Here is a 21931-nt window from a genome sequence, read left to right as displayed (position 1 = left end):
CTCGATTTGAGAAGACTGTTTCGAAAAGCCTCGGTTTATTTCAAAATCCGAACAAATAACGGCTGACGCGGTTCTTGTAGGCGACGTATTCATCTCCGAAGCGCTCGTTGAGAAAGCGCTCTTCGTTCAAGATCTCGCAATGGGTTATCGCGATATACGCCAAAGCGATCACCAGGAAGATTAGTCGCCCGTGCACGAGAAATGCGCCGACGAAAATGGCGTCCAGCATGATGTAGATCGGATTGCGCGACACGGCGAAAAGGCCGTTCATGACGAGGCCTTTCTGTTCGCCCGCGGCATCGGCGCGGCCGACCTCGCGGTCGATGCCGACTCGCCAGAAATCACCCATGTTGAACTGCGCAAACGGATACATCGCCACGCCGGCAAGGCAAAGAACAGCGCCGATGACCCGAAGGATTGAGCTATCCTGAATCTGGTAGGCCAGCAGGCCGGGAACCCAGTCGGTGATTGGGGTTCCCCAAGCATACAGCAAGGCGAACAGGCCGAAGAGCCAGAACACCGCCATGCTGGCCTGTTTGAGCGCAATCTCCCGCCGCGGAGCTTCATGCATGTCGGCCACCGAACGTATACCCCGGCGGCGGAACATCGCGGTTCGGACCGCGATCATCGCGACGAGGCCGGCGAATGCAAGCAAGGGAACGACATCTACGACCTGCATTTCAGTGATCTCCCCCAAGTCCTGACAGGCGCAGACGGCAGTATCGCTGTATTGTCGCACTTGGCAAGACGGCCGGAATAGTGCTTGTCGAGAGTTCAGCCGCCAAGACCTCAACGGCCGAGATCTCAACGGCCGAGACCTGGCCGCCTCATCGACGATCCCTCGGATCGCCCGCGGCGCATGAGCGGGCGGAACACGGGCTTTCGCAGCCTGCAGGGGAGAACGGCCTCTCCGATCGGATACCCGCTCCGCGCATCGATCAGGCTGCCGCTCCGGTCGAGCCGTCGACCGGGATGGTCCCGCTTGCGAGGCAGGCTTGCCTCTGCCGGCTACGCCCCGGCTTCTTCCAGCGCCGCGCTGGCTTCGAGCCAGGCTTCCTCGGCCAAAGCGAGCCGCTCGCCGGCGGTGGCGCGCGCCTTTGCCATGTCGGCGGCCTTGTCGGGCGAGCGCTCGAAGAGGCCCGGCCGGGAGAGCTTCTCGTCGAGATTGGCGATGATGGCCTGGAGCTTGTCCATCGCCGCCTCGATCTGACGGATCCTCTCGCGGCTCGAAGCGGTCTGCGCCCGCTTGGCGGCATTGTTCTGGCGCTGGGTCGGTTCGCCACCGCGCTCGGACTTCTCGGCGGCGGGCTTGGCCAGCACCAGCCTGCGGTAATCCTCCATGTCGCCCTCGAACGGCTTCACCGTGCCGTTGGCGACCAGCCACAGGCGGTCGACGCAGGCCTCCAGCAGATAGCGGTCGTGGCTGATGAGGATGACGGCGCCGGGATAGTCGTTGAGGGCCTGCACCAGGGCCTGGCGGCTGTCGATGTCGAGATGGTTGGTCGGCTCGTCGAGGATGAGCAGGTGCGGGCCGCCGAAGGTCGCCAGGCCCATCAGCAGGCGCGCCTTCTCGCCGCCGGAGAGGTTGTCCACCGGGGTGTCGGCCTTGTCGGCGGCAAAGCCGATCTGCGCCGTGCGGGCGCGGATCTGCGCCTCGGTCGCCCCCTTCATCAGCTCGGCGACATGGTCGCGGGCCGTGGCGCGCGGGTTGAGCTCGTCGAGCTGGTGCTGGGCGAAATAGGCGACCTTGAGGGCGGATGAGCGCCGGGCCCTGCCGCTCATCGCTTCGAGCCGCCCCGCCAGGAGCTTGGCGAAGGTCGACTTGCCGTTGCCGTTGGAGCCGAGCAGGCCGATGCGGTCCTCATTGTCGACCGACAGATCGAGGCGGGAGAGCACCGTGCGCTCGCCATAGCCGATGCTGACCCCTTCCATCGCGATGATGGGCGGCGAAAGCGGCTTGAGCGGCGGCGGGAAATCGAAGGGCTTGATCTCGTCGTCCACCAGGGCGGCCACAGGCTCCATGCGGGCCAGCATCTTGATGCGGGACTGGGCCTGCGTCGCCTTCGACGCCTTGGATTTGAAGCGGTCGATGAAGGACTGGATGTGGCGGCGCTGGTCCTCCTGCTTCTTGCGCAGCTTGAGCGACAGGGCTTGCTTCTCGCGGCGCTGCCTCTCGAACTCGTCATAGCCGCCGCGATAGAGCTCGAGCCGGCCTTCCGTCAAATGGAGGATGAAATCGACGGAGGCGTTGAGAAGGTCGCGGTCATGGCTGATCACCACCACCGTGTGCGGATAGGAGGCCAGATAGTCCTGCAGCCAGAGCGTGCCTTCGAGATCGAGGTAATTCGTCGGCTCGTCCAGCAGCAGCAGGTCCGGCTCGGTGAAGAGCAGGGCCGCCAGCGCGACGCGCATGCGCCAGCCGCCGGAGAATTCGGAGCAGGACCGGCTCTGCGCGGCATGGTCGAAGCCGAGGCCGGCCAGGATGGTGGCGGCCCGGGCCGGGGCCGCGTGGGAGCCCTTGTCCGCCAGCCGCGTCTGGATCTCGGCGATGCGGTGCGGGTCGGTCGCCGTCTCGGCTTCGGCGAGGAGAGCGGTGCGCTCCTCGTCGGCGGCGAGCACGACGTCGATCAGGCTTTCGGGGCCGCCGGGCGCCTCCTGCGCCACCCGGCCGATCCGCATGCCGCGCGGCACGGAGACGGAGCCGAGGTCGGGCGAGAGTTCCCCCATGACCATGCGGAACAATGTCGTCTTGCCGGTGCCGTTGCGTCCGAGAAAGCCGACGCGCGCATCCGGGGGCAGCGCCACGGTGGCGTTGTCGAAGAGGACGCGGGGTCCGATGCGGTAGGTGAGCCCGTTGACGTGCAGCATGGCGGGCTTTTGGCATGAGTGCCGCGGCGGGGCAATGTTTCCGTGCGAGAACGGGAGATCGGCGGCGCGGCGCGAATTTAGCGGGATGAACGGTTGAAGCAAGGCGGGGGCCTAGCTATAAGCCGCTGACCCTAACCAGCAGCAATCAGGACGATTATGGCTATCGAGCGTACCTTTTCGATCATCAAGCCCGATGCGACCAAGCGCAATCTGACCGGCGCCATCAATGCCGTGTTCGAAAAGGCGGGCCTGCGCATCGTCGCCCAGAAGCGCATCCGCATGACCAAGGAACAGGCCGAGACCTTTTACGCCGTGCACAAGGACCGCCCGTTCTTCGGTGAGCTCGTCGAGTTCATGATATCGGAGCCGGTCGTCGTGCAGGTGCTGGAGGGCGAGAACGCCGTTGCCAGGCATCGCGAAGTGATGGGCGCGACCAACCCGGCCAACGCGGCCGAAGGCACCGTCCGCAAGCTCTACGCCTTGTCGATCGGCGAGAATTCGGTGCATGGCTCGGACGCGCCGGAGACCGCCAAGCAGGAGATCGCCCAGTTCTTCTCGGGCAACGAGATCGTCGGCTGAGGCGAGCCTGGGAGCGCGGACATCCTGTCCATATGCGCTAACTTTGCCGAGAATAGCGCGATTTTCCTTCTCCCATGCGGGAGAAGGTGGCGCGAAGCGCCGGATGAGGGTCTGGACTTCTGCAATTCCAGCACGACTATTGAGCTATCTGCGTTGAAGTTTAGACCCTCATCCCCCTGCCGGGACCTTCTCCCGGCTCGGGAGAAGGCGGGTCTTGCCCATATGTTAGCGCCTATGGGCAGGATGCCCGCGCTTCGGATCAGGGCGTCAGGCCGCCGCGAATGCGGGTCTGGTAGCCGGTCGACGCCCTGAGCCGCCCCTCCAGCCACAGGCTGTAGCGCGAGGCGCCGAAGCACAGGCCGAAATAGACGATCCCGGCAAAGAAATAGGCCTCGTTGAAGCAGTTCGGCCAGATCTGCTCGTTCTGCGCCGCCGCGCGGCCGGCGCTGAGGAAGTCCATCATGCCGATGGCGACGACCAGCGGTGTGTTCTGGATCAGGCCGATGGCGAGATTGACGATGGCCGGGATGACCGAGCGCAGCGCCTGCGGCAGGATCACCAGCTGGAAGGCATGGCGGTAGGACAGGCCGAGCGCCCGCGCCGCCTCGTTCTGTCCGGCCGGCAGGGACTGGATGCCGGCCCGGACGATCTCCGCAAGGTAGGACGAGACGAACAGCGTCAGGGCCACCTCGACGCTGAAGAACAGGTTCACGTTGAAGCGCGGCAGCATCATCGGCACGATCAGGATGCTGACATAGAGCACCACCAGCATCGGGATGCCGCGCAGCACCTCGATCGCCGCGACGCAGATCAGCCGGATGCCGCCCATCTTGGAGCGCCGGCCGAGCGCCATCAGGATGGCGACGGGAAAGGCGGCGGCGAAGGCGATGGTGGCGATCAGCATGGTCAGCGGCAGGCCGCCCCACTGGTTGGTCGAGACGTCGGTACCCGAGAGAAAGCCCGACAGCAGCAGGCAGGCGAGCGTCGGTATCGCGATCCAGGCGACGACGAGCGGGATGCCCCAGAAGGCGGGCAGCGTGCTGGCGATGACGAGTCCGAAGAGAAGGACGAGCGTGACGATCGGCCGCCACAGCATGTCGCCGGGATAGGTGCCGAACAGGATCAGCTTGATGTTGGCGTGGATGAAGGCCCAGCAGGCGCCGCTGCGGGCCTGGCAATCCTGCGCCGTGCCCGTCCAGGTCGCGTCGATCAACGCCCAGCGGATGAGGGGGACGGCGATCCAGGCTGCGACCGCCAGCACGACCAGCGTGATCACCGTATTGACCGGCGAACTGAAGAGCCCGGCGCGCCATTGCTGCCAGCGATCGGACCAGACGGGGCGCTGGGCCCGGGAAAGGGAGGGCTGGCTCATCGGGCGATCAATCCCCGGTCGATCAGGCGCGCGTTATAGAGGTTCATCAGTGCGGATACGCCGAGGCTCAATGTCAGGAACACGGCGACGAGGATGATGATCGTCTCGATGGCGTTGCCGAGATTGTTGGCGCTGGTGTTGATGACGGTGACGAGGTCGGCATAGCCGATGAGCACGCCCAGCGTCGAATTCTTGGTCAGGTCGAGATAGCTCGACGTCATCAGCGGCGTGATCACCCGCATGGCCTGGGGCAGCACGATGAGGCGCATGATGCGGCCCCGCGACAGGCCGACGGCCCGGCCCGCCTCCCATTGGCCGACGCCGACGGACTGGATGCCGCTGCGCACGATCTCCGAGATGCTGGCGGCCGAATTGATGGTGAGCCCGGTGAGGAGCGCCGCGAATTCCGGCGTCATGGTGAGGCCGCCGGTGATGTTGAAGCCGTGCAGGGCCGGCAGGTCCGGCGTCAGGGAAAGACCCGAAACGACGATCCAGGCGGCAGCGAGCGCGGGAAAGAGCGCGGCCAGGCCGAGAAGGGCGGCGAGGGGCAGCGGGCGCTCGCGCCGGCGGATCACCACCGTCAGGACGAGGGCGAGTGCGGCGAGCACGCCGATCAGCGGCCACAGGCTGCCGTCGCCGACCACGATCCAGGGCAGGAAGACGCCGCGGATGGAGAGGAAGACATAGGGCAGGGGCTGCAGGGCCTGCCTCACCGGCGGCAGCGCATGGGTGGTCGCGATCCAGAAGAAGAGTTGCAGCGTCAGCGGCGTGTTGCGGATCACCTCGACATAGGCCTGGACGAGGCGCGACAGCAGGAGATTGCCGGACAGCCTGGCGATGCCCAGCGCCACGCCGAGGATGGTCGCCAGCAGGCAGCCGAAGAACGAGACCTTGATGGTGTTGAGCAGGCCGACCAGGATGGCCCGTCCATAGGTGTCGCCCGGCGCGTAGGGGATCATCTGTTCGCCGATGTCGAAGCCGGCAGGCTGGCCGAGATAGCCGAAGCCGGGCTGCATGCCGAGACGATACATGCTGTCGACGAGATTGGTGCCGAGGACGGCGAAGATCAGGAAGATCGCCGCGATCAGCGCCAGCTGCGTATAGGGACGGTCGCCCCACCAGGCGCCGACCGCGCCCAGCGGGCCGGGCTTGGCGGGCGCCTCGACGGCGGTGTCTTCGGCCATGGCTGCAATCCGGGGCGCGGGCCGCTCCTGCCGCCATTGGGGCGCAGGAACGGTCCGCAGTGACACGAAGGCGGAAGCCGGCAGGCGGGCCGGCGCCGCCCGCTCAGCGGAACGGCGGCGAATAGATCAGGCCACCCTTGGTCCAGAGCTGGTTGAGGCCGCGATCGAAGCCGATCTTGGTGCCCTTGCCGAGGTTGCGCTCGAAGATCTCGCCGTAATTGCCCACCTTCTTGATGATGTTGTAGGCGAATTTCGGATCGAGGCCGATCGCCTCGCCCAGCGACGGATCGACGCCGAGGAAGCGCTTGATGGCCGGGTCGCTGCTGGTGAGGAAGCTGTCGACATTCTTGCTGTCGATGCCGAATTCCTCCGCCTGGATCGTGGCATAGACGGTCCAGTTGACGATCTCCAGCCAGCGGTCGTCGCCGCCGAGCACGGCGGGAGCCAGCGGCTCCTTGGAGAGGCGCTCGGGCAGCAGGACATAGTCGTCGGGATTGGGCAGGGCGGCACGCCGCAGGCCGAGGTCGGAGCCGTCCTGGGTCAGGGCATCGACGCGGCCCGAGAGCAGGGCCTGCGTGAAGGTGTTGGTGTCCTCGATGACGACGGATTTGTAGGTCTTGCCGTTCTTGCGGAAGAAGTCGGCGATGTTCTGCTCGCCGGTGGTGCCGCTCTGGACGCCGATGGTGGCGCCGTCGAGGTCGGCCGCCTTGGTCACGCCGACCGACTTCTTCACCAGGATGCCCTGGCCGTCATAGAAGACCACGGGACCGAAATGGAAGTTGAGCTTGAACGCCCGGGTGATCGTCTGCGTCACGCCCGACAGCAGGATGTCGAACTGGCCGGCCTGCAGGGCGGGAAGGCGCTGCTGGGGCGAGGACGAGGTGAACTCGACCTTGTCGGGATCGTTGAAGACGGTCACCGCCAGGGCGCGACCGAAATCGACGAAGAAGCCCTGCCACTTGCCGTTGCTGTCCGGCGCGAAGAAGCCGGCCTGGGTGCCGACGCCGACCTTGATGACGCCCCGCGCCTTGATCTTGTCGAGCGTCGGCCCGGCATGGGCCGGAACCGCGGCGATGACGCCCGCCGCGAGCATTGCGATCGCCACGCCGGCGCCGCGCGAGACCGCGCGCCTCACTGAATTCAGCATGAGAGCCCCTTTCATTCCTGTCTCCTGCGAAGGCGCCCGCCAGCGGTCGCTTCCGCGATGTCGTCTCACCGAAGACGTTTCCTTCATCCTTTGGCATGATCCGGCGATCATGTCTGCATGGCAAGCCGGCGAACGGGCCGGCTGCCGGTGCCGCGCCGGGGAAGATCCGGCCGGCCTGCTCGATGCCGTCGTCTTCTCCCCCGGCATCAGGACGTTTCGACCGTTCCGGCACGCCGGGCAGCATAGCGCTCGACACCGCCCAGCGCGTCGTAGATCAGCACCGCGAGCAGCGCGACGATCACGCCGCCCTGCAGGATGAAAGCGGTGTTGGAACTCTGCAGGCCGGCGATGATCACCTCGCCGAGCCCCTTCGCCGCCACGGTGGACCCGATCGTCGCCGTGCCCAGATTGATCACGAAGGAGAGGCGGAAGCCGGTGAGGATCACCGGCAGGGCCAGCGGCAGCTCCACCTGCAGCAGGCATTGCCTGGCGCTCATGCCCATGCCCCGCGCGGCGTCGAGGGCGGCGGCCGGCACCTCGCGCAGGCCCGTGATGGTGTTCTCGAAGATCGGCAGCAGCCCGTAGAGCACCAGGGCGATCAGCGTCGGCTTGACGCCGAAGCCCACGGCCGGCACCGCCAGCGCCAGCACCGCCACGGGCGGGAAGGTCTGCCCGATATTGACGATGGTGCGCGAGAGCGGCAGGAATTCGGCCCCGGCAGGCCGGGTGACGAAGATGCCCGCAAGAAGAGCGATCACGCCGCTGATCAGGCTCGCCCCGGCGACGAGCGCGAGATGGTCGACCGTGAGGTCGAGCAGGCTGCCCTGGTTGTAGATCGCCGGCGCCCCGTTCTCGGTGAGCGGCCGCAGGAGCGGCTCGAACAGGTCGGGGGCCAGCACCAGCAATGCCAGCAGGACGACCCCGGCGATGCGCGCGGCGAGGGCGAACCAGCTCATGCCGGCCGTCCCGCGCGGCGGAGGATGGCCGGCAGGGTGATCCGGCCCCGGAGCGTGCCGTCCGGCGCGGCCACTGGCAGGCTTTCGGCGCCGGACCACAGGAGGTCCGAAAGCGCGTCGCGCAGGGTGGCGTCGTCGGCGATCGGCTTGCCCGTCGCCTCGCCGGGCTGGACCGCATCGGCGACCCGAGTGAGGGAGAGAAGGCGCAGGGGCCTGTCGGCCCCGCCCACCAGCTTCTCCACGAAGCCCGGTACGGGGTGGGCGAGGATCTCGGCGGGCGTCGCGTATTGCAGCACCTCGCCGCCGTCCATCACCGCGATACGGTCCCCGAGATGGATGGCTTCCTCCATGTCGTGCGTCACCAGCACGACGGTGATGCCGAGCCGGCGCTGGAGCGCCAGCAGGTCCTCCTGCGCCTTGGCGCGGATGATCGGATCGAGCGCGCCGAAAGGCTCGTCCATCAGCAGCACGGCGGGTTCGGCCGCCAGCGCCCTGGCGACGCCGACGCGCTGCTGCTGGCCGCCGGAGAGCTGGTGCGGGAATTTCCCGGCATAGGAGGCGGGATCGAGCTCGAACAGTTCGAGGAGCTCGACGACGCGCCGGCCGATTCGCGCCCGGTCCCAGCCGAGCAGCGTCGGCACGGTCGCGATGTTGCGCGCCACCGTCCAATGCGGGAACAGGCCGTGGCCCTGGATGGCATAGCCGATGCCGCGGCGCAGTTCCTCGCCGGAAAGGCCCGCCGTATCGCGGCCGTCGATGCGGATCGTGCCGGAGGTGGGCTCGATCAGCCGGTTGATGATGCGCAGCAGGGTCGACTTGCCGCTGCCCGACGTCCCCACCAGCACGGTGATGGTGCCGCGTTCGACGGTGAGCGAGACATCGTTGACCGCGAGCAGGGGGCCGAAGCGCCGGCTGACATGTTCGACTTCGATCATGAGCGCTGCCCCTTGAGCAGATCGACGGCGGCGTCGAGGATGATGGCCGCCGTGAAGGCGAGCGCGATGGTCGGCACCGTGCCGAGCAGGACGAGGTCGATCGCCTGCTGGCCGATGCCGTTGAAGACGTAGAAGCCGAAGCCGCCGCCGCCGATCAGGGCGGCGATGGTGACGAGGCCGATATTCTGGACCAGCACGATGCGCACGCCGGTGAGGATGACGGGCAGTGCCAGCGGCAGCTCGACCTGGAACAGGCGCTGACGCCTCGTCATCCCCATGCCGGCCGCCGCGTCGACGGCGGCAGGGGGCACCGAGGCAAGTCCGGCCGCCGTGTTGGAGACCACCGGCAGCAGCGAATAGAGGAAGAGCGCGATCACCGCCGGCGCGGCGCCGATGCCGCGAATGCCGAGATCGCGCAGGAGCGGATAATTGGCGGCAAGGAGGGCGAGGGGCGCCATCATCAGGCCGTACATGGCTATCGAGGGCACGGTCTGGATGATGTTGAGCACCGGCAGCACGATGCCGCGCAGCTTCTGCGAACGGTGGCAGGCGATGCCGAGCGGCAGGCCGATCACCAGGGCGCCGGCGAGGGAGCCGAGCGCCAGTTCGACATGGCGCAGGGCGTTGCCCGCAAAACCGTCCGAATAGGTCGCATATTCCTTCATCACCGACAGGCCGTTCCAGTGGCCCGAGATCAGGAAGGCGGCGAAGACCGCCGCGGCGACGGCCAAGGCGAGCAGCCGCCTGACCGGTCCGAGCGCCAGCTTGGCGGCGGCGTCGGTGAGAATGATCGCAAAGGAGAAGGCGAGCAGCCAGAAGCCGGCGGCCGGCGCAACGCGGGCGAGTGCCTTGCCCGGCGGCATCAGCGCGGCGGGCACGAGGCCGATCAGCACGCCCAGCACGATCAGGGCCGCGCCGGCGAGCAGGAGGCGGAAGAGCGGCCCGTTGCGTCGCAGCACCGTGGCGGCGGCGAGAATGAAGAGCAGGAGGGACGGCCAGCCGATGCCGGCGGGCAAGGCGCCGAGGAGTTCCACGCCCCTGGCGGCGGCGATGCGGTTGGGGCGGAAATTCGCGAAAGGAAGCGTCAGAGCGGCCGCGGTGACGATGGCCATGACGAGGCCGAGCTTGTCGAAGCCGCCGCTGCCGGCGAGGATGCGCCAGGCTGCGGGGTGCGCCGGGAAAGCGCTAGTGTCGGCTGTCCTCGCTTTCCCGGCGCCGAGGCTCACTTCACGAAGCCCTTCGACTTCAGATAGTCCGCCGCGACGTCCTTGGCGGCCTCGCCGTCGACCTGGATGCGGCCGTTGAGCGTCTGCAGCGTGTTGAGGTCGAGGCTGGCGAAGACGGGCTTCAGCCAATCCGCGATTTCGGGATGGGCCTTGAGGGCGGCTTCGCGCACGATCGGGGCCGGGGCGTAGACGGGCTGCACCGACTTGTCGTCGTCGAGGACGACGAGGTCGCCCGCGCCGATGCCGCCATCGGTGCCGTAGACCATGGCGGCGTTGACGCCGTCGGTCTGCTCGGCGGCGGCCTTGATGGTGGCGGCGGTGTCGCCGCCCGAGAGCACCAGCAACTGGTCGGAGCTCAGCTTGAAGCCGTAGGTCGTCTGGAAGGCGGGCAGGGCGGAGGCGCTGTTGACGAATTCGGCCGAGGCCACCAGCTTCACCTTGCCGCCGCCGGTGACGAACTTGCCGAAATCGTCGAGCGTCTTCAGCTTGTTCGCGTCGGCCAGGTCCTTGCGGACCGCGATGGCCCAGGTGTTGTTGGCGGGCGCGGGCTGGAGCCAGACGATCTTGTTGGCGTCATAGTCGAGCTTCTTGGCCTCGGCATAGCCCTTGGCCGCGTCCTTCCAGAGGGTATCGTCGGCCTTGTTGAAGAAATAGGCGGCATTGCCGGTATATTCGGGATAGAGATCGATCTCACCCGAGGTGATCGCCTTGCGCACGATCGGCGTCGTGCCGAGGCCGACACGGTTGTTGACCGACAGCCCGTGCGATTCGAGTACCTGCACGATGATGTTGCCGAGAAGGTTGCCCTCGGTGTCGATCTTCGAGGCGACGGTCACGTCGGCGGCCTGCGCCATGCCCGCCGTCATGGTCATCGCCAGGGCGATGCCCCAGGATGCCAGAGAACGGGACGTCAGCTTGGTCGTCATCGGATACTCCTTTGAAAGGGCGCAATGGCGGCCCGGTCGATGAGGTATGAAGCTGAATCGGAAGAGGAAGGAAACGCATTATCCTCCTGATTCACAGCCCCTTTACAAGATACGTCCTGCGTTACGCATCCCGCGCCGTCGCGGTCACCAGGCTGGCGCAGAGCAAGGCGGCTCCGATCCAGATGCTCGCCGACCGGTAGCCGATGATCGCAAACGGATGGGCACCGCGGCACAGCGACTTCGCAAGCTGACAAATATCGCTATTGCTGACAAGGCACAGCCCGGCGTTCGGAGGAGAAAGATAGGCGTAGCGGATCACGTCTGCGTAGGTGAGCCACCACCAGCCGACCGAGAAAACGACGACGGTTGCGCCGGATATGACGAGGAACCTGCTGGCTGGCGACATGGCATCCGTGCTTTCAGGAGATCGCCAGGCCGAGCGCGGACAGGATTTCCCGGCGAAGATGGACGAGGTCGGCATCGTCCCGGTGGCGGGGATAGGGCTTGTCGACGGTGAACGCCGCCTTGATGCGGGCCGGGCGGTCGCTGAACACCACGATGCGCGAGGCCAGCAGCAGCGCCTCCTCCACGTCGTGGGTGACGAGCAGGGCGGTGAAGCCGACGCGTTGCCACAGCGCGACGATTTCGTCCTGCAGCATCAGGCGGGTGAGCGAATCGAGCTTGCCCAGGGGCTCGTCGAGCAGCAGCAGGGCCGGATCGTGGACGAGCGCCCGCGCCAGGGAGGCGCGCTGGGCCATGCCGCCGGACAATTGGTGCGGATAGGCGCGGGCGAAGGCGCCGAGGTCGACGAGCGACAGCGCCTCGTCGACGCGATGCCGGTTCTGCCCGAGGATGCCGCGCGCATCGAGGCCGCTCGCGACGTTCTTCCACACCGTGAGCCAGGGAAACAAGGTCGGATCCTGGAAAACGAGGATGCGCGAGGGATCGGGCGCGGTGATCGCGGCACCGTCGGCGAGGATGGTGCCGCTCGCGGGCCTCTCCAGCCCGGCGACAAGGCGCAGAAGGGTGGACTTGCCGCAGCCGGACGGGCCGAGCAGCGCCACGAACTCGCCCGGCTCGACCTTGAGGTCGACGCTCTCGAGCACCGGCAGCGGCGTGCCGCCGAGATCGAAATGATGGCTGACCGTCCGGATGTCGACGGCGATGCGGGCGGGATGCGCCATCAGATGAAGCCTTTCTGCCAGCCGAGGAGACGGTCGCGGACAAGGAAGAGCAGCTTCACGATGCCGGCGCACAGGAGGGCCATGATGATCAGCGTCGCATAGACGTTGGCATAGCCCGAATAGGCCGTCTGGAACTGGATGTACCAGCCCAGGCCATATTTCGCTCCCAGCATTTCCGCCACCACCAGCACGGCGAACGAATAATAGAGGCCCATGAACAGGCCGACGAAGACATGCGGCAGGGAGGCCGGCATGGCGATCCTGCGGATCAGGTACCAGTCGCTCGCCCCGAAGATGCGGCTGACGTCGTAATAGGCGCGGTCGACCGAGCCGACGCCGGAAGCGGTGAGGATGGCGACGGGAATGCCCGAGGCGAGCGCCACGATGAAGATGCTGGCGTCGAAGGTGGTGGGAAAGAAATAGAAGGTGCAGGGGATCCAGGCCGTCGCGGGCACCGGACCGATCAGCTTCAGGATCGGCATGCCCCAATAGGAAAAGCGCTTCGACCAGCCGAGCGCGATGCCCGCGGCGTAGCCGGCGAGGACGCCGGAAGCGAAGCCCAGCGCCCACAGGCGCAGCGTATAGGCGATGCAGATCAGGAGGCGCGGGCCATCGGTCACATAGACGTTGAGGAGGCCGTGCGGCGGCGAGAAGAACGGCTTCGGCAGCCAGCCGAACTTCGCCGTCGTCAATTCCCACAAGGCGAGCCAGATGCCGATGGCGAGCAACCACGGGCCGTAATGGACCAGCCCCGCGCCGACCCGCCCGAGGCGATGGACGCCGAAGGCGAGAATGGCGAGGACGACGGCGCCGCTGCCGGTGATCGCCGCGAACAGGCCGGCGCTTCCCCACGGCACGACGTCGGGCAGGCCGATGGTCACCAGCGCCGCCGCGGCCCACGCGATTGCCGCGAGCGCGCCGTTTCTCCACAGGTTGCGCCCGATCGTATCGAAGGCGGGAGACGCCGTGCCCGCGCGCAGCGCCCTTGTCATATCGCTCATTGTTAGGCCTCAGGCGAGAAGGTTGACCGTGATCCGCTCGGCGAATTGCTTGGGATCGGTCGTCGGGTCGAGGACCTTGACCAGCTTGAGATCCTCCGCGGTGATCCGGATCTGGTCGACGAGTTCCTGGCCGATCGGATGGTTGTGATAGACCAGCTTGCCGAGGATCTCGGTGAGGTCGGCCACGCTGAGGCCGGCCGGCTTGAGAGTCTCGAAATACCACTGCGCCACCTCGTCGGGATGATTGGCGGTGTATTCGTGCACTTCGATATTCGCCTCTGCGAGGCGGCGCAGCGCATCCTTGTTGGCTTCGAGGAAAGGTCCGTTGGCGCCGAGCACGCAGCAGGTGTGGTCCGCATAGACGCCGGTCTGCGTGTCGGCGATCTTGGTGAGGCCGAACTGCTTCTCGATCGACCACGCCCAGGGATCGAGATGGGCGGCGAGGTCCGCATCGCCGCGATTGACGGTTTCGCCGACGAGGTCGAACGGAACCGCCTTCCAGGTGACGTCGGTCTCCGGATCGATGCCGGCCTTGGCCAGCGTGACCTGGAAGGCGACCTGCGGCGGCGCGCCGATGCCGTAGGTCGCGATGGTCTTGCCCTTGACGCCCTGGAGATCGGTGATGCCCGAGGCCTTGGACGCCAGCAGGCGCTGGCAGCCGCCATGGGAGCCGACGAACAGCTTCACGTCGAAGCCCTGCTCCAGGGGCTTCAGCCAGTCGCCGATCAGGCCGGCGCCCGCATCGGCCTTGCCGGTCGCCAGCGCCTGGATCAGGGTCTGGCCGCTCGCCCCCTGGTAGAACAGCTCGACGTCGAGATTATGCTTGGCATAGATGCCCTTGGCGACACCGAAGCCGAGCGGCGAGTGGCAGGCGGCGACCTCCGTCCAGGCGAGGCGGATCTTGGGTGCCGGCGCCGCGACGGCCGGCGAGAAGACATGGGCGCCTGCGATGGTCAGGGAGGCGGCGGCGCTGGCGCCGCCGGCCAGTTGGAGAAGTTTGCGGCGATTGAGCGTGGATGGTCCCGGCATCGGGGGCTCCTGGAATGGGAGGGGGGAGTGACAGTCGGGTGAAACTCGCCTTCCTGGGACCGCGGACGTCCCGTCCGCCTCTTTTCGGCCGGTATGGCGGCTCCAAGAGCCGGCGGGATGCCGGCGGTCCCGGGAAGGGTTCGACAATGCGTGCGGTCCGCCTGGTCAGGCGGCCTCGCGCTGGGCCTGGCCGTCGAGCGTCTCTTCCGACGCGTCGAGCGCCTGGGATAGATCGGCGATGATGTCGTCGGGATGTTCGATGCCGATGGACAGGCGCACATAGCCGGGCGTCACGCCGGTGGAGAGCTGCTCCTCCGGCGAGAGCTGCTGATGCGTCGTCGAGGCCGGATGAATGGCGAGCGACCGGGCGTCGCCGATATTGGCGACATGATAGAGCAGCTTCAGCGCATCGATGAAGCGCTTGCCGGCGTCGACCCCGCCCTTGAGCTCGAAACCCACCAGAGCGCCATAGCCGCCGCGCAGATAGGTCTCCGCCCGGCGGCGGTTCTCGTCCGACTGCAGCCCCGGGAAGATCACCCGGGCGACGGATGCGTGCTTCGACAGGAAGTCGGCGACCTTGACGGCGTTCTCATTGTGCTGGCGCAGGCGGAGCGGCAGGGTTTCCAACCCCTGCAGCAGCTGGAACGCGTTGAAGGGAGAGAGCGCCGCGCCGATGTCGCGCAGCAGCTTCACGCGCACGCGCAGGATATAGGCGATCGGGCCGAGGGGCTTGGCCGCTTCGGTCCAGACCGCGCCGTGATAGGCCTCGTCCGGCTGCGTCAGCAGCGGAAAGCGTTCGGCATGCTCCTCCCAGGGGAAATTGCCGCCGTCGACGATGAGGCCGCCGATCGAGGTGCCATGGCCGCCGATATATTTGGTGGCCGAGTACACCACCACGGCGGCGCCGTGCTCGAGCGGACGGGCGATCAGCGGCGCCGCCGTGTTGTCGACGATCAGCGGCACGCCGAGAGAGCGGCCGATATCGGCGATCTCGCGGATGGCGAGCACGTGGAGCTTCGGGTTCGGCAGCGTCTCGGCGTAATAGGCGCGGGTCCGATCGTCGGTGGCTCGCCGGAAATTCTCGGGATCGGAAGGATCGACGAAGCGCACCTCGACGCCGAACTGCCGGAGCGTCTGGGAGAACAGCGTCCAGGTGCCGCCATAGAGGTCGGTCGAGGAGACGATGTTGTCGCCGGCCTGGGAGAGGTTGAGCACGGCATAGGCCGAAGCGGTCTGGCCCGACGCGACGGCGAGCGCCGCCGCGCCGCCCTCGATGGCGGCGATGCGCTGCTCCAGCGCGTCCGTCGTCGGATTCTGCACGCGCGTATAGATGTTGCCGAGCTCCTCCAGGGCGAACAGGCGCGCCGCGTGGCCGGTGTCCTGGAACTGGTAGGAGGTCGTCTGGTAGATCGGTACCGCCACCGCGCCGGTGGCGGGATCGGCGCGGTAGGCGCCGCCATGCAGCGCCAGCGTCTCGAAATGTCGTGAATCGGTGGTCATGGGCGGGGCTCCGGCGAGGGGTCAGTAGGCGGAAGCGGGTTCGACGGGCTTCGACACGTCGACGAGATCGGGATGGTGGCGGCGTGCGACGTCGGGATGGGACCGCAGGCGGCTCTTGAGGTAGTTGCGGCCGACCTCGCGGAAGAGCGGGTTGAGCGGGTCCTGGGTCAGGCCGCGGGTGTCGGCGGCGAGTTCGGGCGGAAGCTCGAGGAGAGGCACCTCGGCATCGAGCCGGGCGCCGAGGAAGAAGGGCACCGAGAGCCTGTCGGTCCCGGCCAGGGGCGAGACGACGCGATGGACGTTGGCGCGCAGATAGCCGTTGGAGGCGAGTTCCAGGATTTCGCCGATATTGACGACGAAGGTGCCCGGGATCGGCGGCGCGTCGATCCAGCCGCTTTCGCCCTCGACCTGCAATCCGCTCCGGACGTCCTGGAGCAGGAGCGTGAGGAATCCGGAATCCTTGTGGGCGCCGACGCCCTGGTCGCCCTCATCGGCGTCGCGCCCGGGATAGCGCACGATCTTGAGGAGCTGGTTGGGCTCGGGGGTGTAGATCGGTTCGAACACATCGGCCTTCTGGCCGAGGGCGAGCGCGAAGGCGCCGAGGAGGCGGATGCCGAGCCCGGTAATCTCCTGGAGGTAGCGCAGCAGGACGAGCTTGAACTCCGGCAGGGCCGCCGGCCATTGGTTCGGTCCCTGCAGGCGGGTCCATGCCGGTGCCGAGGCGCTGAAGACGCGCGCCTGCTTCTCGGCACCGATGTCGACCTGCTCGCGCCAGTCGGGCCTGCCGCGCGTATGCTCGAAGCCCGCCCGGTTGTAGCCCCGGAAATGCGGGGATCTGACCATCTCGATGGCGAGCTTGTCCTGCTCCGGCAGGTCGAAGAAGCGTCGTGAGAGCCGGAGCGCGTCGTCGACGAGCAGCTGGGGAATGCTGTGGCCGGTGAGATAGAAGAAACCGGGGCCGCGTGCGGCGGCCCGCAAGTCGCGCAGGAAACCGGCGCGCTCCTCCGGTTTGCCGTCGAAGCGACTGAAATCGAGAATGGGGAGCTTTTCGGGGTTGGCGGTCATGGATCTTGTTCGTTCTTGGCGACTGGGCCCTAAAGCGAACATGTCAAACTCTATAAGTCAAGTGAATTTATAGACTATATGTATTTGGAGGGCGAGGCCGTTCCTTGGAAAAAAATCCCGCTATATCAAGGATGCCCGGGCGCGGCCTGACTCTCTTCAAGAGAGGCAGCCGCCGCCGGCGCAAGGCAAGGGCGGCCCGGGGAGGTCGAAAAATCTTTATGATTGACTATTTCCATATTCTTTAGAGATATTGTTGGGATCAACGAGGAGATGGGTATGGACCTCAAATGGACGCGGCGTTCCGTCCTTGCTGCCAGTTCCATGGGGCTCGCCGCCGTCGCGCTCGGGCCGGCCCGGGCGGCCGACAGGACTGTGCGGATCGGCTATCAGAAATACGGCACTTTCCTGATCCTCAAGGCGCGCGGGCTGCTCGAGAAGAAGCTCGAGCCGCTCGGGTTCGGGGTCACCTGGACGGAGTTTCCCGGCGGTCCGCAATTGCTGGAGGCGCTCAATGTCGGTGCGCTCGATTTCGGCATCACCGGCGAGGCGCCGCCGATCTTCGCCCAGGCGGCCGGTGCGCCCCTCGTCTATATCGCCAACGAACCGGCGGCCCCGCGGGGCGAAGCGATCCTGGTGCTGAAGGACAGCCCGATCAAGGCGGTCGGCGAGCTCAAGGGCAGGAAGGTCGGCCTCAACAAGGGCTCGAACGTGCACTACCTCCTGGTCAAGGCGCTGGAGAAGGCGGGTCTCGCTTATGCCGATATCGAGCCGGTGTTCCTGACGCCTTCCGACGGCAGGGCCGCCTTCGAGCATGGCGACATCGATGCCTGGGTGATCTGGGATCCGTTCCAGGCCGCCGCGGAAGTCACCATCGAGGCGCGCCAGCTCGCCAATGGCGAGGGCATCGTCGCCAACAGGCAATTCTACCTGGGTGAGAAGAGCTTCGCGCAGGCCAATCCCGCCGTGATCGACGCCGTCCTCGCTTCCATCGGCGAGATCGACGCCTGGGCGAAGGGCAATGTCGAGCAGGCCGCGACCGAACTCGCGCCCGCCGTCGGCATTCCCGCTCCCATCCTCGGCAAGGCCCTGGCGCGCCAGGCCTGGAACGTGCAGCCGATCACGGCGGAGACGATCGCGGACCAGCAGAAGATCGCCGACACCTTCCACCAGCTCGGCCTCATTCCCAAGGCCATCAAGGTGTCGGACGCGCTGCGCCCCGGCGTCGCCCTGTGAGCCGGAGCGCAATGATGGACAGGTTCCTCGCCAGCCGTCGCCTCCAGGGCATCGTTCCCTGGATCCTGCCGGCGCTCGTCCTGATGTCGTGGGAGATCGCCGCGGACGCCGGCTGGCTCCAGGCGCGCGTGCTCTCCGCCCCGAGTGCGGTGGCGGTCGCCTTCTGGCAGACCCTGGCTGACGGCACCCTCGTCCACAACGTCGCCGTCAGCACGGGGCGGGCGTTGCAGGGCCTCGTGCTCGGCGGCCTGATCGGCCTTGCGCTCGGCGTCGTCAACGGCGTGTGGCGCCCGGCGGACCTGCTGCTCGATTCGACCCTGCAGATGCTGCGCAACGTGCCGCATCTGGCCATCATCCCCCTGGTGATCCTGTGGTTCGGCATCGGCGAGGGCGCCAAGATCTTCCTGGTGACCATCGGCGTCGTCTTTCCCGTCTACATCAACACCTATCACGGCATCAGGACCGTCGATCCGGCCCTGGTCGAGATGGCGCGGGTCTACGGGCTGGGACCGGTCGAGCGCTTCTGGCGGGTGATCCTGCCCGGAGCGCTTCCCTCGATCTTCGTCGGCCTGCGCTACGGGCTCGGCATCATGTGGCTGACCCTGATCGTGGCGGAGACCATCTCGGCCTCCTCCGGCATCGGCTACATGACGATGAACGCCCGTGAATTCCTGCAGACCGACGTCATCCTGCTCGGCGTCATCCTCTATGCAGTGCTGGGCAAGCTTTCCGACATCGTCGTGAAATTCTTCGAGCGGGCCGCGCTGCAATGGCATCCGAGCTATGTGCGGCCGCGGCGGGAGGCCTTCGCATGAGCCATGCCGTGCATTATGTCGAGGATGGCTATTTCATGCCGGAACTGGCGCGCAGCGCCGGCAGCGCGGCGCTTCCCTCGCAGGCCCCCGGGCCGGGCGGGCTGTCGGTCGAGTTGAAGGCGGTCTCGAAGGCCTTCGGTCATCGTGTCGTGCTGGACCGCCTCGATATCGCCATCCCGGCGGGGGCGTTCGTCGCGGTGGTCGGCCGTTCGGGCGGCGGCAAGTCGACCCTGCTGCGTCTCGTCGCCGGGCTGGAGAAGCCGAGCGGGGGCGAGGTGCTCGTCGGCGGAAAGGCGGCATCCCTGGCGCAGGGCGGCGCCAGGCTGATGTTCCAGGAGGCGCGCCTCCTGCCGTGGCAGAGGGTGATCGGCAATGTCGGCATCGCGCGCGGCCCCGGCTGGAAGAAGGCTGCCCAGGCCACGCTCGACGAGGTCGGCCTCGGCGATCGGGCCGGCGAATGGCCGAGCGTGCTCTCCGGCGGGCAGAAACAGCGTGTCGCGCTGGCCCGGGCCCTGGTGAGCCGGCCGGAGATTCTCCTCCTCGACGAGCCTTTCGGCGCCCTCGACGCCATGACGCGTGTGGAGATGCACCAGCTTCTGGCCCGCATCTGGCGCGAGCACGGCTTCACGGCGATGCTGATCACCCACGATGTCTCGGAGGCGGTGGCGCTCGCCGATCGCGTCATCGTCCTGCGCGACGGCGCCGTTGCGCTGGACGTCGCGGTCGACCTGCCGCGCCCGCCGCGCGAGAAGGACGATCCGGCGGCGGCAAGGCTGGCGGCCCGCATCCTCGCTTATGTCTAGGCCGGCCAAAGACGGGCGGTAACCAGGAAGCCGCCCCGGCGCCGAAAGGCGGCCCGATCCCCCTCGCGGCAGGCCCGGCCGCTTGCCCTCCGGCTGGATTGATGGCCAATTGCCTTCCCGGATCGTCGTCAAGGGAAGTGCCTCATGAGCTGCCTCGGTATCCATTTTTCCCTATCGGATTCAGAGGTCGATCACCTGCTCCGCATCGGCGACGACGGCAGGCGCCTTCATTATTTCCGCGAGTCGATCGAGCCCCTCTATGTCGCCGAGCACCCCGAGCGGATCGCCGAGAGCGGCACGGCCTGGGATGCCATGCACCGCGCCCTGGCGGAGGGGACGCTGTCGGGCGAAGGGCGCTATCCGCTCAATCACGTCGTGCTGGGCGGCACCAGCCTCTATGCCGGCGACGACTTCGTCATGCGCCTCAAGGCCCGCAACCAGGTCCAGGACGTGGCACGGGTTCTTCCGGCCATGACCCACAGCGAATTCCATCGGCGGTATCGGGCCATTCCGACGACGGACCACGCCTTCATCGTGAACAACGAGGAATTCGACGAGACCTGGCGCAGGTTCGAGGGGGTGCGCAGCTTCTGGCTCCGGGCGGCGGAGGAAGGCCGTTATGTGCTGTTCACGGCGAACGGCCGGATCGAGCCCTCGTCGTCGCTCTGAGCGCCGGAGCGAGAGCAGGCGCTGCGCGCTCTCTTTCGGCGGTTCCTCACGGCCTGAGATAGGCCCAGCCCTGCGCCTGCAATTGCGCGAGCTTCACCACGCCGCCCTTTTCCGCCACCGCGAACCCCGGCAGGAGGTCGTGGAGGGTGAGATTCATGCCCTCCATGGTATGGATGCAGGCGAGGAAATTGACGTTCTCCGCTGCCAGCCGCGCGACGGCCTGCTTCACGGCCTCGTTGCCGGTATCGGCGCGAAAGGCGCGCAAAGGCGGCCCGTGCACCACGAGCGCCAGCTCGACGGCGGCGGGGCCGCCCATGCCGTCGACGTGATTGCGCAGATTGCCGAGGACGAACGACACCTTGTCGAGGTCGGAAAGGTGATAGGCGACGCGTGGCACGGCATCGGCGCTGGCCTGCGCGCCGGTGGCGAGCAGGCCAGCGCCGGCGGCGAGGACGGATCCGACGGCGATGCGGCGGTCCATCATTGCCCCCGCTCCATCGCGGCTTTCTGGTCGTCGTCCGGCGCGAGCGGCAGGCAGTCGCCGAGGGGGGCACGATCGAGCCGGAACAGCCGATCGTCCGCGCCGAAGCGCTTGCGTTCCGAGCCGGTCTCGTCGTCGTCGCTGCCGGCCTTCCAGATGCGGGCTCCGTCGGGAATGGCGACCAGCACCGTGGCGCCATCCTTCAGGGTCACGTCGATGCTGCCGCCGTCGCAATCGACGCCGCAAGTGACGGCATTGGCCTTGGCGCCACGGCTCGCGGCATCGCGGATCGTGCCGCAATCACCCGCCGTCTCGAAATGGGTGCCGCTCCTGCGGAAGGTGACGCCGAGGCCGAGCGTATAGGAAGGCTGGTCAGGATCCTCGACCTTGCCGGTGACCAGCAGCGTCATGGTCCTGACATTCTGCTCCGGATGACGGGCGAGATGGGCGGCGGCGTAGACACGCTTGAAACAGGCATGGGCGGGCTTCGCGCCCAGGACATGGCCGAAGATCTGCTTCTGGAAGGCCTGGTCCTCGGGCGCGACGCCCGCCGTCGCGACGGGCGCGTGGGCGATCGCGCAGCCGGCGGCCACGACGATGAGCGCGGTGTTCTTCATGGGCGTTCTCCTCTCCGGGCGAACGATGCTCTTCCCGCCAGGGCCGCGCAATGCGGGTGCGCACAAACAAGCGGGAGCCGCAATTCAACAGTTGACTAAATTTGTAGACTATATATGTTGTCGGCATCGGCTCGTTATCGGACCGATCGCGGGCATTTGAGCGAGCAGCTTGCGCCGCGTCATCAAACGCTAAAGCGCCACGGCAGACGTCGTGGGCTCCGTTGACAGGGAAGTGGCCATGACGAATGCCGGCTGGACGAGGAAGGGCAGGATGACCGGGGATTTCGGCGGAATGTGGTGTCGCGCGCGCTGTTGTTGAAGCGCGCAGCCGATCCCATTCC

22 protein-coding genes are annotated in these 21931 nt (G+C 67.1%); 5 read left to right on the top strand and 17 right to left on the bottom strand.

Annotated elements, in window-relative coordinates:
* Nucleotides 1–40: 40 nt before the first annotated feature.
* Together J3R73_RS20015 and J3R73_RS20010 are read right to left on the bottom strand one after the other, a co-directional pair.
* Nucleotides 41–679, bottom strand: a complete 639-nt coding sequence (locus tag J3R73_RS20015; RefSeq protein WP_307430838.1) for a methyltransferase family protein — start codon at nucleotides 677–679, stop codon at nucleotides 41–43.
* Nucleotides 680–1008: 329 nt separating this feature from the next.
* Nucleotides 1009–2868 carry an ABC-F family ATP-binding cassette domain-containing protein gene (locus J3R73_RS20010; protein ID WP_307430835.1) on the bottom strand — a complete coding sequence of 620 codons (1860 nt, stop codon included), beginning with the start codon at nucleotides 2866–2868 and terminating at the stop codon, nucleotides 1009–1011.
* Nucleotides 2869–3024: 156 nt separating this feature from the next.
* Between J3R73_RS20010 and ndk the strand changes: the two genes are divergently transcribed.
* On the top strand, nucleotides 3025–3447 hold the full coding sequence (ndk, locus tag J3R73_RS20005) for a nucleoside-diphosphate kinase (RefSeq protein WP_307430832.1): 423 nt from the start codon (nucleotides 3025–3027) through the stop codon (nucleotides 3445–3447).
* 259 nt (nucleotides 3448–3706) lie between these two features.
* Here the strand turns inward: ndk and J3R73_RS20000 are convergent, their stop codons facing one another.
* The 13 genes from J3R73_RS20000 to J3R73_RS19940 all read right to left on the bottom strand — a co-directional run bounded on the left by J3R73_RS20000 (nucleotide 3707) and on the right by J3R73_RS19940 (nucleotide 16972).
* Nucleotides 3707–4819 (bottom strand): amino acid ABC transporter permease, encoded by a 1113-nt coding sequence (locus J3R73_RS20000; protein ID WP_307430828.1) that lies wholly within the window; start codon nucleotides 4817–4819, stop codon nucleotides 3707–3709.
* Nucleotides 4816–6003, bottom strand: a complete 1188-nt coding sequence (locus tag J3R73_RS19995; protein WP_307430825.1) for an amino acid ABC transporter permease — start codon at nucleotides 6001–6003, stop codon at nucleotides 4816–4818. The genes J3R73_RS20000 and J3R73_RS19995 overlap by 4 nt, the downstream gene beginning before the upstream one ends.
* 103 nt (nucleotides 6004–6106) lie before the next feature.
* Entirely contained in the window at nucleotides 6107–7096 is a 990-nt protein-coding gene (locus J3R73_RS19990) for an amino acid ABC transporter substrate-binding protein (protein ID WP_370880105.1), read from the bottom strand.
* Nucleotides 7097–7356: 260 nt separating this feature from the next.
* Nucleotides 7357–8106: an ABC transporter permease gene (locus tag J3R73_RS19985; RefSeq protein ID WP_307430823.1), complete on the bottom strand. Its 750-nt coding sequence runs from the start codon at nucleotides 8104–8106 to the stop codon at nucleotides 7357–7359.
* Nucleotides 8103–9041 carry an ABC transporter ATP-binding protein gene (locus J3R73_RS19980; protein ID WP_307430820.1) on the bottom strand — a complete coding sequence of 313 codons (939 nt, stop codon included), beginning with the start codon at nucleotides 9039–9041 and terminating at the stop codon, nucleotides 8103–8105. Before J3R73_RS19980 ends, J3R73_RS19985 begins: the two co-directional genes overlap by 4 nt.
* Nucleotides 9038–10195, bottom strand: coding sequence for an ABC transporter permease (locus J3R73_RS19975; RefSeq protein ID WP_503128790.1), 1158 nt, complete (start codon nucleotides 10193–10195; stop codon nucleotides 9038–9040). The genes J3R73_RS19980 and J3R73_RS19975 overlap by 4 nt, the downstream gene beginning before the upstream one ends.
* Before the next feature lie 68 nt (nucleotides 10196–10263).
* Nucleotides 10264–11139, bottom strand: coding sequence for a glycine betaine ABC transporter substrate-binding protein OsmF (gene osmF, locus J3R73_RS19970; RefSeq protein ID WP_307437536.1), 876 nt, complete (start codon nucleotides 11137–11139; stop codon nucleotides 10264–10266).
* A gap of 175 nt (nucleotides 11140–11314) precedes the next feature.
* Complete coding sequence (locus J3R73_RS19965; RefSeq protein ID WP_307430817.1) at nucleotides 11315–11599, bottom strand: hypothetical protein; 285 nt, start codon at nucleotides 11597–11599, stop codon at nucleotides 11315–11317.
* Between the two features lie 13 nt (nucleotides 11600–11612).
* Entirely contained in the window at nucleotides 11613–12377 is a 765-nt protein-coding gene (locus J3R73_RS19960; protein WP_307430814.1) for an ABC transporter ATP-binding protein, read from the bottom strand.
* Nucleotides 12377–13378, bottom strand: coding sequence for an ABC transporter permease (locus J3R73_RS19955; protein ID WP_307430811.1), 1002 nt, complete (start codon nucleotides 13376–13378; stop codon nucleotides 12377–12379). The genes J3R73_RS19960 and J3R73_RS19955 overlap by 1 nt, the downstream gene beginning before the upstream one ends.
* A gap of 9 nt (nucleotides 13379–13387) precedes the next feature.
* Nucleotides 13388–14407 carry an ABC transporter substrate-binding protein gene (locus J3R73_RS19950; RefSeq protein ID WP_307430809.1) on the bottom strand — a complete coding sequence of 340 codons (1020 nt, stop codon included), beginning with the start codon at nucleotides 14405–14407 and terminating at the stop codon, nucleotides 13388–13390.
* A 165-nt stretch (nucleotides 14408–14572) separates the two neighbouring features.
* Nucleotides 14573–15907, bottom strand: coding sequence for an O-acetylhomoserine aminocarboxypropyltransferase/cysteine synthase family protein (locus J3R73_RS19945; protein ID WP_307430805.1), 1335 nt, complete (start codon nucleotides 15905–15907; stop codon nucleotides 14573–14575).
* 21 nt (nucleotides 15908–15928) lie between these two features.
* Nucleotides 15929–16972 (bottom strand): isopenicillin N synthase family dioxygenase, encoded by a 1044-nt coding sequence (locus J3R73_RS19940; protein ID WP_307430802.1) that lies wholly within the window; start codon nucleotides 16970–16972, stop codon nucleotides 15929–15931.
* A gap of 276 nt (nucleotides 16973–17248) precedes the next feature.
* Between J3R73_RS19940 and J3R73_RS19935 the strand changes: the two genes are divergently transcribed.
* The 4 genes from J3R73_RS19935 (at nucleotide 17249) to J3R73_RS19920 (ending at nucleotide 20492) form a co-directional block, all read left to right on the top strand.
* On the top strand, nucleotides 17249–18205 hold the full coding sequence (locus J3R73_RS19935) for a sulfonate ABC transporter substrate-binding protein (protein WP_370879964.1): 957 nt from the start codon (nucleotides 17249–17251) through the stop codon (nucleotides 18203–18205).
* A gap of 14 nt (nucleotides 18206–18219) precedes the next feature.
* Nucleotides 18220–19020: an ABC transporter permease subunit gene (locus tag J3R73_RS19930; protein ID WP_307430799.1), complete on the top strand. Its 801-nt coding sequence runs from the start codon at nucleotides 18220–18222 to the stop codon at nucleotides 19018–19020.
* Entirely contained in the window at nucleotides 19017–19823 is an 807-nt protein-coding gene (locus tag J3R73_RS19925) for an ATP-binding cassette domain-containing protein (RefSeq protein ID WP_307430796.1), read from the top strand. The genes J3R73_RS19930 and J3R73_RS19925 overlap by 4 nt, the downstream gene beginning before the upstream one ends.
* Nucleotides 19824–19967: 144 nt before the next feature.
* The gene (locus J3R73_RS19920) at nucleotides 19968–20492 is read left to right on the top strand and encodes a DUF1877 family protein (RefSeq protein ID WP_307430792.1); all 525 of its coding nucleotides are present in this window, start codon (nucleotides 19968–19970) and stop codon (nucleotides 20490–20492) included.
* Nucleotides 20493–20538: 46 nt separating this feature from the next.
* Here J3R73_RS19920 and J3R73_RS19915 read toward each other — a convergent pair whose 3' ends face one another.
* Nucleotides 20539–20973: a DsrE family protein gene (locus tag J3R73_RS19915; RefSeq protein ID WP_370880104.1), complete on the bottom strand. Its 435-nt coding sequence runs from the start codon at nucleotides 20971–20973 to the stop codon at nucleotides 20539–20541.
* Complete coding sequence (locus J3R73_RS19910; protein WP_307430785.1) at nucleotides 20973–21590, bottom strand: hypothetical protein; 618 nt, start codon at nucleotides 21588–21590, stop codon at nucleotides 20973–20975. Before J3R73_RS19910 ends, J3R73_RS19915 begins: the two co-directional genes overlap by 1 nt.
* Nucleotides 21591–21931 lie beyond the last annotated feature (341 nt).

Origin of the sequence: Labrys monachus (assembly GCF_030814655.1) — a bacterium.
Taxonomy (GTDB): domain Bacteria; phylum Pseudomonadota; class Alphaproteobacteria; order Rhizobiales; family Labraceae; genus Labrys; species Labrys monacha.
This window is presented reverse-complemented; position numbering and strand designations above follow the sequence as displayed.

Coding starts and splice junctions, on each gene's coding strand:
- J3R73_RS19955 (WP_307430811.1), bottom strand. CDS start 13,378: ATGAGCGATATGACAAGGGCGCTGCGCGCGGGCACGGCGTCTCCCGCC.
- J3R73_RS19915 (WP_370880104.1), bottom strand. CDS start 20,973: ATGGACCGCCGCATCGCCGTCGGATCCGTCCTCGCCGCCGGCGCTGGC.
- J3R73_RS19950 (WP_307430809.1), bottom strand. CDS start 14,407: ATGCCGGGACCATCCACGCTCAATCGCCGCAAACTTCTCCAACTGGCC.
- J3R73_RS19920 (WP_307430792.1), top strand. CDS start 19,968: ATGAGCTGCCTCGGTATCCATTTTTCCCTATCGGATTCAGAGGTCGAT.
- J3R73_RS19910 (WP_307430785.1), bottom strand. CDS start 21,590: ATGAAGAACACCGCGCTCATCGTCGTGGCCGCCGGCTGCGCGATCGCC.
- J3R73_RS19995 (WP_307430825.1), bottom strand. CDS start 6,003: ATGGCCGAAGACACCGCCGTCGAGGCGCCCGCCAAGCCCGGCCCGCTG.
- osmF (WP_307437536.1), bottom strand. CDS start 11,139: ATGACCATGACGGCGGGCATGGCGCAGGCCGCCGACGTGACCGTCGCC.
- J3R73_RS20010 (WP_307430835.1), bottom strand. CDS start 2,868: ATGCTGCACGTCAACGGGCTCACCTACCGCATCGGACCCCGCGTCCTC.
- ndk (WP_307430832.1), top strand. CDS start 3,025: ATGGCTATCGAGCGTACCTTTTCGATCATCAAGCCCGATGCGACCAAG.
- J3R73_RS19930 (WP_307430799.1), top strand. CDS start 18,220: ATGGACAGGTTCCTCGCCAGCCGTCGCCTCCAGGGCATCGTTCCCTGG.
- J3R73_RS19945 (WP_307430805.1), bottom strand. CDS start 15,907: ATGACCACCGATTCACGACATTTCGAGACGCTGGCGCTGCATGGCGGC.
- J3R73_RS20015 (WP_307430838.1), bottom strand. CDS start 679: ATGCAGGTCGTAGATGTCGTTCCCTTGCTTGCATTCGCCGGCCTCGTC.
- J3R73_RS19965 (WP_307430817.1), bottom strand. CDS start 11,599: ATGTCGCCAGCCAGCAGGTTCCTCGTCATATCCGGCGCAACCGTCGTC.
- J3R73_RS19980 (WP_307430820.1), bottom strand. CDS start 9,041: ATGATCGAAGTCGAACATGTCAGCCGGCGCTTCGGCCCCCTGCTCGCG.
- J3R73_RS19990 (WP_370880105.1), bottom strand. CDS start 7,096: ATGCTCGCGGCGGGCGTCATCGCCGCGGTTCCGGCCCATGCCGGGCCG.
- J3R73_RS19935 (WP_370879964.1), top strand. CDS start 17,249: ATGGACCTCAAATGGACGCGGCGTTCCGTCCTTGCTGCCAGTTCCATG.
- J3R73_RS19925 (WP_307430796.1), top strand. CDS start 19,017: ATGAGCCATGCCGTGCATTATGTCGAGGATGGCTATTTCATGCCGGAA.
- J3R73_RS19940 (WP_307430802.1), bottom strand. CDS start 16,972: ATGACCGCCAACCCCGAAAAGCTCCCCATTCTCGATTTCAGTCGCTTC.
- J3R73_RS19985 (WP_307430823.1), bottom strand. CDS start 8,106: ATGAGCTGGTTCGCCCTCGCCGCGCGCATCGCCGGGGTCGTCCTGCTG.
- J3R73_RS20000 (WP_307430828.1), bottom strand. CDS start 4,819: ATGAGCCAGCCCTCCCTTTCCCGGGCCCAGCGCCCCGTCTGGTCCGAT.
- J3R73_RS19960 (WP_307430814.1), bottom strand. CDS start 12,377: ATGGCGCATCCCGCCCGCATCGCCGTCGACATCCGGACGGTCAGCCAT.